Annotated in this window: 9 protein-coding genes and 1 pseudogene; 7 read left to right on the top strand and 3 right to left on the bottom strand. The window is 38.6% G+C overall.

What is annotated here, in order from left to right; genetic code table 11:
• Nucleotides 1–768: 768 nt before the first annotated feature.
• Both DB41_RS00510 and DB41_RS00505 read left to right on the top strand, forming a co-directional pair.
• Entirely contained in the window at nt 769–2391 is a 1623-nt protein-coding gene (locus DB41_RS00510) for a hypothetical protein (protein ID WP_039383216.1), read from the top strand.
• Nucleotides 2392–2459: 68 nt separating this feature from the next.
• Nucleotides 2460–2783, top strand: a complete 324-nt coding sequence (locus tag DB41_RS00505) for a hypothetical protein (protein ID WP_052243746.1) — start codon at nt 2460–2462, stop codon at nt 2781–2783.
• 114 nt (nt 2784–2897) lie between these two features.
• Here the strand turns inward: DB41_RS00505 and gcvH are convergent, their stop codons facing one another.
• Nucleotides 2898–3257 carry a glycine cleavage system protein GcvH gene (gene gcvH / locus DB41_RS00500; protein WP_039383218.1) on the bottom strand — a complete coding sequence of 120 codons (360 nt, stop codon included), beginning with the start codon at nt 3255–3257 and terminating at the stop codon, nt 2898–2900.
• Nucleotides 3258–3952: 695 nt separating this feature from the next.
• Between gcvH and DB41_RS11095 the strand changes: the two are divergent.
• Nucleotides 3953–4728: pseudogene (locus DB41_RS11095) on the top strand (IS5 family transposase).
• A 581-nt stretch (nt 4729–5309) separates the two neighbouring features.
• Here DB41_RS11095 and DB41_RS11850 read toward each other — a convergent pair.
• Complete coding sequence (locus DB41_RS11850; protein ID WP_255350887.1) at nt 5310–5459, bottom strand: transposase; 150 nt, start codon at nt 5457–5459, stop codon at nt 5310–5312.
• Between the two features lie 543 nt (nt 5460–6002).
• Between DB41_RS11850 and DB41_RS00485 the strand changes: the two genes are divergently transcribed.
• From DB41_RS00485 to DB41_RS00470, 4 genes are all read left to right on the top strand, one after another.
• The gene (locus tag DB41_RS00485; protein WP_039383213.1) at nt 6003–7307 is read left to right on the top strand and encodes a hypothetical protein; all 1305 of its coding nucleotides are present in this window, start codon (nt 6003–6005) and stop codon (nt 7305–7307) included.
• A 98-nt stretch (nt 7308–7405) separates the two neighbouring features.
• Complete coding sequence (locus DB41_RS00480) at nt 7406–8407, top strand: hypothetical protein (RefSeq protein WP_039383211.1); 1002 nt, start codon at nt 7406–7408, stop codon at nt 8405–8407.
• 13 nt (nt 8408–8420) lie between these two features.
• The gene (locus DB41_RS00475; protein WP_039383209.1) at nt 8421–10595 is read left to right on the top strand and encodes a hypothetical protein; all 2175 of its coding nucleotides are present in this window, start codon (nt 8421–8423) and stop codon (nt 10593–10595) included.
• A 7-nt stretch (nt 10596–10602) separates the two neighbouring features.
• The gene (locus tag DB41_RS00470; RefSeq protein WP_039383207.1) at nt 10603–13293 is read left to right on the top strand and encodes a GTPase domain-containing protein; all 2691 of its coding nucleotides are present in this window, start codon (nt 10603–10605) and stop codon (nt 13291–13293) included.
• 257 nt (nt 13294–13550) lie between these two features.
• Here the strand turns inward: DB41_RS00470 and DB41_RS00465 are convergent.
• Nucleotides 13551–13851: integrase core domain-containing protein (locus DB41_RS00465; protein WP_039383206.1), on the bottom strand; the 301-nt coding region annotated here is incomplete at its 5' end.

The following is a 13851-nucleotide window of genomic DNA, read 5'->3' as shown; positions in this document are numbered from 1 at the left end:
CCTTTAAAAATTGAATAGGCGCTCATTATTCTCCTCCTAAAAAGCCAATAGATACACTACTAGCTTGGATGTTGTTAGCGTGCTTATGTTCTGAGTAATTGACTTAAATATTCTAAAGTTCCTATCGGTTGCATGAAGTTTTTTAAATACGTTACATTAAAGTAAGCATTGTCAGGACATTTCTACATAAATAAATTTTTAGTTTATTTGCATAAAGCTTTCAAAAAACATTTTTCTTCCCTTTTTAGTGTTAAAAATAGTGCGACCTTCAGGATTTTCTCCTTCTAAAAATCGTAAGGTATAAGAATAGTGGTCACTGATTCTTCAATCGATAAGCTTACAAAAGCCTAGTATGTTAACTAGGGGCGTACTAGAAAAAATTACCGGGCCTCTTAAATCTTTAAGAACCAAGCCCCGTAAAACGAGGCAAGGCCTACTAGTCCGAGGGCTTTAAACTTCCTATCTAGTGGTTAGTCTTATTCGCTTTTTTGTTCTCAAGGAAAACCTAAAAACAAGCCAATTTTTATCCTTTTCTACCTTCTCATCCTGTAAGCTGCTTGAATTCTCATTAAAATAGGATAGAAGGCTACTGGCTACCTTATGGGTTTCTTTCATTTATCGCCCTCTTTTCCTCATAAACTATTATAATTAAAAAGTTAAAATCAGCTTTTTATAAAACTATTTATAATAAAAAAATAAAATATTATAATTAAATTAATAAGAGTAATTGTTTTTAAGAAAATAAGGCGGGTAAGCTGGAGGAAATGTATGAATCCAGAAAAACTAGGCATGCGCTTGGAAGGCAATCATCAATATTTCCTTAACTCAACCGAGCAGGCCTCATCGAGTGAAAAAGAAAAAAGCATTCAAGACCAGGGAACTCCCTCAGAAGTTGAAGAAAAAATAATAGAAACTACTCCTTCTACGATAGATAAAAAAAACACTTTAGAGCTTGAAGCAAAAAAGCGGCATTTGGAAGTCCAACAAGCTTTACCAAGAAATGAAACTAGTAGCGAGCGCCCAACAAAAAAAACCAAAGCAGATACCACTCAAAGTAGTGCTTTAGCTGAAACAGAAGATATTTTAAGCAAATCCTTAAACCCTGAACCCTTCTACGAGGCAATGAAAAAGTGTTTTGTCCAGGCAACAGCTAATAAAAACATTCCTAAGATTAAACAATTAATTGCTCAACAAAAGTTGAAGACAGAAAGAGACCTTGCCAATGTTATCTTTAATATGGTTGCGAATAAATTTGCGTTGGATAAGCCAGTTACGGGAGAAGAAATCACAAAAATGCATGCCGCTTTGTTTGAAGAACCCTTAAAAGAATTTAGCGAGCATTTTTCTTCATTAAAACAGATACCAGAAAAACCTCATGCAGCCTATCTTGTGAAAAGTTTATCTGACTGCTTCCAAGCTCTTTCTGCCTATAAGACATGTGAGGATGCTTCGCAGGCAGCAAGGGACTATCTTGCCAAAAAACCAGAACCAGCCAGCTATCATCCAGGCTTGCCAGGATTTTTAAGGGACTGTCCTCCAAGCGAAATACCAGAACAACTTATAAAAATAAAACAAATGAACGAAGAGATTGGTAATATCTTTGAGCAAGCTTATGAAAAGTATCAAAAAGAACTCATCGATTATCAAGAGGGGCTAAAGCAAATTCCTCTTCTAAGTACTCATGCTCTCGGAAGCACAAATGTTAACGAGACATACATTTTACAAGCCAAGGGCGAGAAACTTTTTATATTCAAGCCTTGCATACAAGACAATTTTAGCCAAGATCCTACGATGGGTAGCAGAGAACAAGCAGCTTCTGGTATTAATTTAAATGGCTTGTTTCCTATTCCAAAGACAGTACAAATCAATTTTAACAACTGGCAAGGCTCAGCTCAACTTTTTCTGCAAGAAGCTAAAAACATTTCCGAAATAGAGCAAATGCAAGCAACTGTTTCCCCAAGGGAGATGCATGCTTTGGCTATCTTTGACCTCATTTCTGGTAATGGCGATAGGCACGCAGGTAATATCTTATACAAAGCCATAGAGAATTCCTCCCCCACCCAATATAAAGCTTATGGAATTGACCACGATCGCTGCTTTAAAGGTATAGGGGAACCATTGAAAATGGAGTATTTGTCTCACCCTGCATTTAAAGCCCCATTCAACCAAAACTTGATAAAATTAGTGGATAATAAAGCAAGAGAAGGCTATGCAAAATATATGCAAAGCCGCGAAATGCCAGAAGAAGCGATTGAATGGATGAACGAAGCTTGCCAAATTTTAGAAAAAGCTATTAAAGAAAATAAAAACTCTTTAGGGATCATCAAGCAACTTATGGAGAAGTGGAATCAGAAGCTTGAGAGGCAGGATGAAGGGTTTGATCATTATTGAGCCAACTCTCACCTTTCATAAAAAAATAATAAATGCTAACTTTAAATAAAGTAATTGAGAGAAAAAACATGCAAATAAAGCTTTTAATCAACCCTCGTAATCAGGGCATTGCTGCGGAATTAATTCCTGGGGTAGAAATAAAAATTCATGAGAAATGGATGCTTGATGCTATTACGGCTTCAGGAATTACTGTTTCCAAGGAGTTTAAAGAGCAATACCACACCGGATGGTATATTTATCCCACTGAAGATAAAGCTATTTTTGCTAAAGTTTTCGAGCAGTTTTACTTTGCGCATGGGTTACAGCAACAGGGTTATTACTGGAGAGAAAAAGACGAATATGATCAGCTTTCCTTGGAAGAAAAGTTAGCAAAAATTATCATGTTAAGTTAGGTAGACTTTGCTAAAAAGTGGTAGCCTCTAGACAAATAATAGAGTGCTTTCTCTAAAAAATTTTATCCTATAAGAGTTCGAAGAATTTGTTTCATGAGAGCTACCATCCATTTCTCAAGAAAATTTGGCATAGTATTCTTGGGCCTCCATGAGCTTATTAAGCTCATCTAAGCTATCCATTTCTATCTTAAAAAGCCACCCTTCCTTTTCAGGAGAGGTATTTACTAGATCTGCTGCCGAAGACAGAGCAGTGTTAGCCTCTATAATAGTGCCTGAAACAGGAGAATAGATATCTGTAGCGGCTTTAGTAGATTCAAGAACAGCAGCTTCTTCGCCAGCCGTTACTTTTTTGCCTATTTTCGGCAATTCTACATAGACAATTTCGCCCAATTCTTTCTGTGCATGCTTAGAAACACCTACAATTCCTATGCGATTTGCAACTTCAATCCATTCATGCGTATCGGCAAATTTCATTTTTTCTCCTAGGAAAAAAGCATTTTTTATAGTTTTAATTTGCATCAAATGTAAGGATGTTACATCCTTACATCAATTCCCAACTTTAAATCTTTGTAGCTTAAACGATCCTTTAAACGGCATCCCTATAATAAACAATGTTAGGTAATTATACTATTTCTACTCTCCTAATCAGCCGAAAGTTTCTTCTGGCTTGCTGGGATTTTAGCTTGGGGTTATATTTTCATATTTTTAGCGTTTATTTAAAGAATTTTCTCATTCTCTCAGCTATTTTCTTATTGAGAAATAATTAAACACTGTTTTCCAATAAGGAAAATTGCGGGGAGGAGTCCTCTATTGGCATCCCGTATGGCTTGCATAAAGAATAGCATCAATATGTTTTCTTTAGAATGTTTGCACGGCTTTCTTCCTTTCTCACATAAAACAGAAGAAATACGCTTGGTTTCTTTCTATTTTTTTATCACTCCAACCCTACATCGTATTTTTAAGCATCCTGCCCCTCCTTCTGTTAAACTTGCTCTTATTCTATTAAGATTTGGAATTAGGTAGCGTTTGTTTTGATAAAATTTATTTCTCGGCTAGTTTAGATAAATAGCCATTGCTATTAATATACAAGCGTTCTCTGTTACTTTAGAGACATTCTCTGAATTATTAAAATCGTTTAAAATATAGGCTGTTTAACCAAGGAGCCTAATATGATAAGAAAACCTTATCCTAGCGATTTAAATAATCAAGAATGGCAAGTGCTTGAACCTATAATATGCAAGAAAAAAGCTGGCAAGCCACCAAAGCACACTAGACGAGAGATGCTTAATGCCATCTTTTACGTCTTAAGGACAGGTTGTCAATGGACAGATCTTCCGCATGATCTTCCTCCTTGGAAATCGGTCTATTCTCAGTTTTTAAGATGGAAACAAAGTCATTTATTCGAACAAATTAATGCTTATTTAAGGCGATCGCTTCGCCAAAGCTTAAGGCAAGCTAGCGGAACTTAAGTGCAGCTATAGTCGATAGCCAAAGTGTCAAAACAACTGAAAAAAAGGCTCTATGGATACGACGGCGGCAAGAAAGTTAAAGGTAGGAAAAGACACATAGTAGCGGATCACTTGGGACTGTTAATAGCAGTTGTAGTAAGTAGCGCAGCTTATAGCGACAGAGATGGGCTAAAAGCGCTACTTTATTATTTCCAGGGAAAAGTTGTATGGCCAAAAAAACATTTGCCAATACAGGATATAGCGGGGAAGAAATAAAATTAGAAGCAGCTTTACATGGTATTGATTTAACAGCCATTAAAAGATCTAAGCTAAAAGGATTTCATCTACAAGCAAAAAGATGGATAGTAGAAAGAACATTTGCTTGGTTTGGTAAATGCCGCAGATTAAGTAAGGATTATGAGGCCTTGCCAAACACCAGCCAAGCGTTCCTCTACTTAGCTATGATACGTCTGATGGTAAGAAGAATAGCGCAATAAATTAATTCAGAGAATGTCTCTTAGTCACGTTCAAAAAACAACTTTCAGCGACCTTTGTTGCGTAAATGTTCTAATAGCTTGCCTGCTAAGGCACAGCCTATATAGGACTTATCAGCTTAGTTAGCACCTATAGTCCTCTATGCACCCCAAGCTTTTAAATCTTATTCATAGCCAAAGTCTTGGCGTATAGTTATGCTCGCTGATAGGGCTAGTTTCCTAGAGCGAAAATCTCCTCCAAAGCTTCTTTTAAAGCGATATATTGCCATTTCGGCAAGTGATCTTTTATGATAACCTCAAAGCTTCTTCCTAAGCAACCTAGCCTCATCGTCTCCTCCAAAGGCTTTAATAACTTTTAAAGCATCCTTTCTTTTTTGCATGCAAGGCTTGTCCGTCTCTTAGCTTAGCCTTCGTCCTCTTCTTGGAGGCACTAAAGGATCCATACCCTGCACATAAGACGATTCTGCAACTCCTCCGCTTTGCTTTGCCATGCTGGCACACTTTCCACTCTCCTTCGCCATACACCTTCACCCCAGAGGAATCAAAAACTATGTCTGTGGGACGGACGCTTACGGCTTAAGTTCTTATCCAAGCTCTTTAGCACGCCTGCAGGTGCGGGCATAACAAGGAACAGGCTGTCCTAAAGCCAGCAAAGCAATCATCGATAACATAAATTCTCCTACAGTGCGAAGGGACAAATGATAAACAGCTTTAATTATCAGAACGCCTAGGATAGCGCCAGGGAGGAGGTTAAATTTTTGAGCGCTCCTTCTTTCCTTAAAGGGTATGCTAAAACCTTTCTTTTGCCTTATTAATCCGGCTTAACATCAGCTTAATCATTGATAAATAGATCCAATTCCCCCTTATAGAGATTAAGCTACGGACTTTAGAATTTCTTTGATAATGTGCAAAAGGATAAGGATAAAACAAAGGGTTTAAGACATCCTCTTATAGCTCTTAAGTGTCAAAGATCAATCTTATCACATATGCTTCTTTTCATTTACGCATCAATGCCTTTTCAACATTATTTTATCATAAATTTAAATAATCTCTACACTCCTCTATGTAGCTATAGTATCTTTCAAAAACCCCTAAATTTTGTTTAGAACCATCTAATATGATTATAAAAACAAGATATAATAAATAACATAAGTAGCGCATTTTCAGAACATTAAAAAAATAATTGACAAAAAAAAGGCCTGGTCTGGAAAATGCCTATCATCTCACTTGTATGAGAAGAAATTGAAATATAACCTTTAAACATTAGGTAATTTAATATGAATCCTACATTAAGAAGCGAAGGCAGTATCGACCCTTTTGACTGGAGTAGTTTATTAAACTCTTCATCGTCATACGTGACAGGACAGGCTACTACAGGCAACTCGAATCAGCGGGACAATTCAAGTTTGGCCTTGCAAAATGCGCAAAGTACCGCCGTAGGTAGCCAAACTTCCCTTCCTCGTACCGCCCCCGATACAATCAATACTCTATCTGATTTTGATTGGGCCGCCTTAGGACAACTTACTTTTACAGACTCACATCTAGCAACCCAGCTAACACAGCAGAGCCATAATTACCTTGGAGAAGTGGCTCACGGTAAGGGGGCATTATCTATTGAAACCCATAGGGAGCAAATGCAAGTAGTTGAGGACATGTTAAATGACCTAGTGCAAAACACTAAAAATACCACAAATATTATCATTCGTGCGATTGGAGATTTCGCTCAAAAAGTCCAAGTAGCCAACCACCAAATTAGCAACTATTGCCTAAATATCTTGAAGCGTGGAATGGATGATCCTACTCTTACTACAAATGATATAATAAAAGCCAAATTAATCATCGAATTTTCTGCTACTAGTGTAGGGGTAATGAAAAACTCTAGTGAAGCAGCTATAGACTTGGCCGGCAAAGGAGGAGGCATTATTAACCAACAAACTCTTGCCACTTTAAAGGCGATTTTTGAAGTACGTGGTAATCAAGTAGCCCTATTATCACAAAAACTCCAAGTATTTCAGCAGCAAGAACAACATAATCTTGATCTCATACTAAAGATTCAGGATATCAAGCTAAAAGAACAAGCGCAGCTATTCAACCAATTAAAAGAGATCATCCATCTTCGAGAGGAAGAAAAAGATGGGAATACTCGACGAGAGCTTGAAGTAAGAAAAGCCGCTTTAGAAGCACAAATACAAATTCGGGGCCAGTGGCTAAAAGAAGAAGAAGCCAATAACAAGTACCAACTTGAAGCAGCAACTATAAGTAATAAGTACCAGATTGATAAAGAAGCTCTTCGGAATGCTAGAGAAATCGAGGAACAATTGACAGCTATAAAAGCAGCTGAGCAAAAAGATGCCGCAGCTAACCAAAAATTGGAAATACAAAAAAAAGCTGAAAATGAGGGGAAGCGAATCAAATATGAACGTGACACGAATTTTCATCAGACTAATATACAAGGTAGAGTGGCATCGCAAAAGAATGAACTAGATGCGGAGGTTCAAAGAAATCAAATTGCTGCTAGTGAACGTAATGAGCACTTTAAAACGTTCGCTTCTATAGTTAAACCTCCTTGCGTTCTCCAATAATATATAGAGAATAGCTGATCCTATTTGTCCCACGCTCCCTCATAAAAAGAGGGAGCGCAAGGGAAAATTATAAAGAAACTTAACTAAAAGGTGAAACTATGACTTACCCTTCTAAAGATCTCCCAACAGCTTACCTATCAGCAGTAGCCACAATAAATCAAAGCCAAAATGAGGGCAATAGAGCCATTGAGTCAACTAGCGATAAAATCGGTCAATTTTTTCGACAGCAGCAACAACAAATTGAAGCAGATGCCGCACAACAACACCATTGCCAAGAGCAAGAAAAAGAAGCCTTTGCGAGGCAAAAAGCGCTACACGATCTAGCTTTACAAAATCAACATCAACAATTTCAAGTTCAGCTTGAAGAGAGAAGAAGTCGAGACCGACAAGAAGATGAAGCGCATTATGAACGATTAGCTACTAATAAAGCAAAATTTGAAGCAGAGCTTAAAAACAGACAAGAAGAATTTGAAAAAATGCAAGAAGTATTGAGTTCCACTTCACCTGCCTCGACAAGTGGCCCTTATTCGGTATCAGATCAACCAGATTATAATGCGTATCCCAACCTGTTTCGCTCATTTATGACAACAGTACCTAGTGCGAGGCTACCTCTTCATTTGAATCCAATAATTACTTCTGGGGATCAACCTCAATTTGCACAAGCAAGCCAGACTTTTCCTTCTGCACCAGCAGAAACTTGGGGAACTAAACCTTTTCCGCCGCTAGCCCATCGCGATCAGTATCAAGCTACCCAGCCGATTCAGACTCATGCTTCTGCCTCTGTAGGAACTTCAGGACTTGCGCCCCTTCCGTCACTAGCCCCTCTTGGTCAGTCCCAATCCACACAGCCGAGTCAGACTCATACCTTTGCCTCTGCCGGAGCTTCAGAACTTGTGGCTCTTCCATCATTACCCCCTCCTGGTCAGCGTCAAGCTACACAGCCAACCCATCCCCATGCTTCTGCCTCTGTAGGAACTTTAGAGCTTCCGTCCCTTCCAGGATTACCCTCTCTTGGTCAACCTCGACTTAAGCAATCAAATCAGGCTCATACTCAAGCTTCTTCATCAGATTGGGGGCTTCCACCGTTCTCTCCACTATAATAAGGAAAAAAATATGAATCCTACTCAGAATGCACGTCCATCTATACGCTCAAACGGCCCACACCCTTCAGCCATATTATCCAAACAAGCAAATTCCCCCCAAATAGGCACCACGAAAAATCTTGCGAGAAACGTTCTTGAAAAGGCTCAGGCTCTCTCTGGAACTCAGAGAGGAGCCGGTGTCTCATCGCCTGCTATAGTCCAACGCGATGTAGAAAGCCTGCTTAAAGCCAAGCTTGAACATCCTAACTTTAAATTAAATGAGCAAGAGAGTTTAGCAGTCCTAATGGAGGCCATCCGTTGCGGAAAAAGTGTGGCAGGCCAAGCAACGAATAAAAATATCATAGCTATCATAGGATTAGCCGGAGTAGGTAAAAGTACTTTGGTCAATGATTTGGGCGGATGCGATCTGATATCTAAGCGACCGCGTGAATTGGGCTTTTACGGTCCAAATAAGGTGGTGGTAGTCAAGCCGCAACTTCAGGGAGGAAGGCGTGACGAAATAGCGCCCATAAGGCATAACGATTCTCCCCAGACAACCTTTCTACCTCAATTTGCAACAGACGAAGGAGAAATCTATTGCGATTTTCCAGGTTTTTTAGAGACGAATAGCTATGAAATCGGCGTTGCAAAAGCTGTCACTCTTCAAACTATTTTTAATACAGCTGGCACATTAAAAGTGATCGCCTTGATTAGTTATCCTAGTTTGCTGGCTGATAAAGCTAAAGGATTAGCTGATCTATTGCAAATCTGTACCCATCTCTTTGGCTCCAAGGAAAACCTGCTGAGGCACGCCTCTTCTGTTCTTCTCGGTGTGACTCAACTCCCTTCGGGGGAAAAGGAGCCATTAGAAGATCTGAAAGCTTTTATCTCGGATGCACGCGGTGACCCCCTAGACCGCAAAATTTGTGCTCGATTAGCTCAGCAACTCTTTATTTACGACCCCCTGAACAATCCCCATTTGAAGTATGCGGGAGCTAGTTCCAGGGAAGATATTATCCAGCAAGTTAGACATTTACCATCGATCGAGCATCCCTCAAACTTTAAAGTCGTATTATCACCTAGTGATTTGCTGGGACTAGACAACCTCTTGGATATCTTTAAGAAAAAAATCATCGAAATTACTAAAAAGCAAGAACTATCTGACGATGATTTCAAACAGTTAGCCACCTATCAAGCTAGCCTTAAGCCTCTCAATTTTTTAGAGAAACGGCATGTATCAAGGATGTTAGAGAATTTACAAGAAATCTTGACAATCAAATTTCGGCATTTGCTGTGGGAGTATAGTCGCTTATATGAGGCAGGAGATGTGAAAAGTTTTCAACTCCTTAAAACCATCGATGCGGGATTACGCCATTTTGATCCTCACACAAAAGAGGGTCTACTTCAGCTTATTGATGAAGAACTTCACTCCTCTCCCGATAGTAGCCAATCCGCTCAACCGCTCAAAACAGCTTCTTTACAGCATGTGAAACACACGCAGCGGCTAATGAATATCGTCTTAGCAGCAAATGCAGAGGTGGAAAGATTGGGAACTATCCTTCTTACGAATGTCCAACAATTTGCTGAACAAACTTATCAGCTGAGCCAGTCCTTGCATTCCCTTGTCGATAAGCTAGAGCAAGAGCTTAAAGCTGTAGGACTATCAGCAAATCGCATTGCACAAGCACATTGCCTCATTAACTTTGCTCAATTTAGCCGCCAGATTATCCAAGACACCTCCTGGCAATGCCTCAGCCTAGAGAAAAAGGCCGCAGCAGGAATATGGTCAGATTTTAAAGGGACGTTAGAATTAGCGCTTTATGCAAGAAAATTAGAGATTGACCATTTAACTGCACACTGGGAGCTGGTAGAAAAGCAGGATGATCACCACTGGGCTATTTTCATGAAATTACATGCCGGCAAATTAAAAGAGGAAACCCAGCTTTACAATCAACTTCTCCAGGTAGAGGAACTAAAGCGCCAAACGAATATTACAGCGATGAGCCGAGAAATTGCCTCTTTGCAACAAGGTAATAGAGAAATTCAAGTAATACAAGAATTGTCACAAAAAGAGCAAGAAATCTATCAAAAACATCAACAAAAAATGTATTGCTTAGAGCTTGAAAAAACAGGCCAGAGTATTCGATTCGATGTACAAGCACGATGTCAACTAGTAGAACTTTTAACCTTTCAATTAAAAAAATGAGGAAAACATGACAGCCCCTATTCAACGTAATGAAAGTCGAGTTTCTTTAAGAACCGTAATAGCTGAAACACCGACTCCTTCAACCGCTCCTGTTAATCACGCCCCTGCATCAGCTCCAATCCAACCTAGTCTTAATGTCAATGACTTATTGGCTCGCAAGCTTGATGATCCATCTACACCTTTGCAATCAGAGGAAAGCATTGCTGTGTTGATGGAGTGTATTAGACGTGGGGAAATAGAAGCACAGAAAGCTAAAGATCAAGAGCTTGTTGTGGTGATTGGCAATACGGGCGCTGGAAAAAGCACTTTTAGTAACGCTATCTGCGGCTGCACCATGCAACGAATTAGCCCGAAAAAGCTTGGGTTAACTGGAGTAAAGTCAGTAGTCATTGTTACGCCAACAGCCCAGGGTGGTGCTCGTGACGAAGTGATGCCGATTGGTCATACTAAAGACTCAAAGACCTTTATACCTCAATTAGTCGAAATAAAAAATCAGGTAAGCCTTTGCGATTGTCCGGGCTTTTTAGATAATCGAGGTTATGAGATTAATATTGCCAATGCTGCTAACATAAGAAACACCTTCATCAAAGCTAAAAGTGTTAAAGTTGTGATACTTATTAACTTTCATACCTTAGAGGCAGATAAGGCTCGTGGACTTAGAGATATGATTAAAATTTGCTGTGACTTATTTGGATCCAAAGAGAACCTCCTTGAACATAAAAATTCGATTCTTTTAGGTATCACGCAAATACCTTTTGTTCAACGTGACGAAGAGCAAGAGCCCTTAGAGGATTTAAAAGATTTTATTAAAGATACCAAATTAAAAGATGAATTTGAAATAGCTACTCTTCTGCAGCTAAGTGAGCGCCTGTTTATCTACGATCCCTTAAATGCCTCTGATTTGAAATATGTAGGGGCATTAACTAAAAAGGAAGTGTTAGACAAGATAGCTGAGCTTGAGTGCATCCAACACCCTCAAAAAATTTTTAAAACAGTTTTAAATGATTCAGATATCATAGGATTAATCAATATCTGCGATCAAATCCAAGCAAATATTCAAGCTATTTTAAGTCAAGCAAGCTTATCCGAGAATGATTTTAAAAAGATTGCCGATTATTTAGAGAGCCTTCGAAAGCTAGAAATTATTGAACATCGCCATATTTTTGATCTAGTCGCCACAGCACAAGGAGTTATTACACGACATTTTCATGAGATGATTCATCGATTCGACCACTGTTGTGCTGATGACTCTTACCGCCTTGCCGATGAGTCACAGGCTATTCTTACTGCATTACAGCAAGGGGTTCAATATTTTGATAGGGAAATTCAATCTCAAGTAAATCTCGAAAACTTAGAAAAGCGGTATGCTCTTTTCATGAAAAAGAGGGAGGCTAAACAAGCCTCCTTTGAGCTCGCTGACTTGCAAAAAAATTTTTTCGAAACAATCAACGTCTATAATTTTGTGTCAGCCAAGCAATCATTAGATAAAATTAAACAAAAATTAGGTTTGTTCGAAACTGAATACCAGGAAACGGGTATCTCTCATCACATTACCCTTAAGCAACTAGAAAGCCATTATACTAAAACTAAAACAAAGTATGATAAAGATCAGCTCATCAATTTAGCTCAACAAGCTCTCGTGCAGCTCACAGCTTTAGAAGGAAAGCTTAGACTTGGGTGTGCTGAAAAAGATTTTGTTTCTGCCAAGACTTTCCTAGATGAAATTAAAGGGAAAGTACAGCATTTTGAAGCATACTATCCTGAAACGGGTATATCTCATAACATCAACCTCAAACAATTAGAAAATCTTTATAATCAAACCAAAGCCAACTATGATAAAGAACAACTTATACGTTCTGCTAACAAAGCTCTCAGTCCGCTCATAGATTTGAAAGAGCAATTTGAGGGTGCTTGCGCTCGAAATGATTTTGATCGGGCAAACCAATCATTAGATGAGCTTAAACAAAAATTAAAAATTTTTGAGACTAAATATCATTCAGCAGGTGTGTCTCATAATATTAACATCAAACGATTAGAAAATCTTTATAAAACAAGTAAAACACAGTATGAGCAAGAACAAGACGACATTGTTAACGAAGAAGAACGCCAACAACGAAAAGATTTAGCTCAAAAAGCTGTCATAAAGCTTAAAGCGTTGGAAAATAAATTTCGAGAGGCCTGCGCTCAAAATGATTTTGGTTCGGCAGATCGTTTATACTTTGAAATCCTGACAGAATGGGAAGGTTTTGATCATGATAACAAGGACGTATCTTATGAACTTAACACCTCACGATTAAGAGACATCTATGATACAAGAAAAGAACAATATGAGAGAGACGAAATACGACGTGAGATAGAACAAAAATTAGAACAAGGACGCAAAGCAGCAGTTGACACACGACGTAAGAAGGAAGAAGCTAAGCGTAATGAATTAGAGAGAAAAGAGGCTGAAAAAGCACAAGCATTAGAACAAAGAATTGCCCTAAGAAACCAATTGTTTGGACCTGGTATGGCTGCCATAATGGCAACTCCTAGTGGTCCTGTTTTAAGCTCCCCTAATAATACTTATCCTATATTGTATACTGATCCTGAAAGGATTATCATAGCTACAAGCTATGGCCCTATTAGAGTGAGACCATTAGGCCAAGGAGCTAATCGGGTGATTTTAAATCAAATGGGGCAGTGGGTAGATCAATAGCAAAGATTTTCAATTTATCGAAAGCTGGCGATAACACGGCTAACGATGGGGAGGTCGAATACCATTCGATTTCCCTATCGTAGGGCTGTATTGGATCAAATCTGAATAAAGCAGATCATTTTTGTAAAATGCTTAATCTTCTGAAAAATAGAGCTTTAGATGAAATAACAAAGGATGATTAATTCTGACTTTGATAGCTTTTTTCTAAATAACACAAGTTATCTGCCCTAGACAGTACTTGATTTGACAAACATGAGCTACCTGGCAGGTACTATTTCTGTCAGTTGTAACTTATCTAACATCATTTCTTGTGCAAGATGATTAGCATCTAAGAATGTTTGTAAAGGCGTCTTGCCAAAACAATACTTTCCTGTATGTATTCTCTCGTTATTATACTCATTCATCCATTTATCCACATCCTCTTGTAATTCTTCAACATTTTTAAACACTTTCTTCCTAAAAGCTATGGCATAAAATTCGTTCTGGATGGTCTGATGAAACCTTTCGCAGATTCCATTGGTTTGAGGATGTCGAGCTTTAGTGCGAGAATGGTCAATA

The organism is Neochlamydia sp. TUME1 (assembly GCF_000813645.1).
In the GTDB taxonomy this organism is placed as follows: domain Bacteria; phylum Chlamydiota; class Chlamydiia; order Chlamydiales; family Parachlamydiaceae; genus Neochlamydia.
The sequence above is the reverse complement of the archived record's forward strand: the minus strand, read 5'-3'. Positions and strand labels throughout refer to the sequence as shown.

Excerpts from the sequence above, each read along its gene's own strand:
- DB41_RS00510 (WP_039383216.1), top strand. The coding sequence starts at position 769 with ATGAATCCAGAAAAACTAGGCATGCGCTTGGAAGGCAATCATCAATAT.
- DB41_RS00505 (WP_052243746.1), top strand. The coding sequence starts at position 2,460 with ATGCAAATAAAGCTTTTAATCAACCCTCGTAATCAGGGCATTGCTGCG.
- gcvH (WP_039383218.1), bottom strand. The coding sequence starts at position 3,257 with ATGAAATTTGCCGATACGCATGAATGGATTGAAGTTGCAAATCGCATA.
- DB41_RS00485 (WP_039383213.1), top strand. The coding sequence starts at position 6,003 with ATGAATCCTACATTAAGAAGCGAAGGCAGTATCGACCCTTTTGACTGG.
- DB41_RS00480 (WP_039383211.1), top strand. The coding sequence starts at position 7,406 with ATGACTTACCCTTCTAAAGATCTCCCAACAGCTTACCTATCAGCAGTA.
- DB41_RS00475 (WP_039383209.1), top strand. The coding sequence starts at position 8,421 with ATGAATCCTACTCAGAATGCACGTCCATCTATACGCTCAAACGGCCCA.
- DB41_RS00470 (WP_039383207.1), top strand. The coding sequence starts at position 10,603 with ATGACAGCCCCTATTCAACGTAATGAAAGTCGAGTTTCTTTAAGAACC.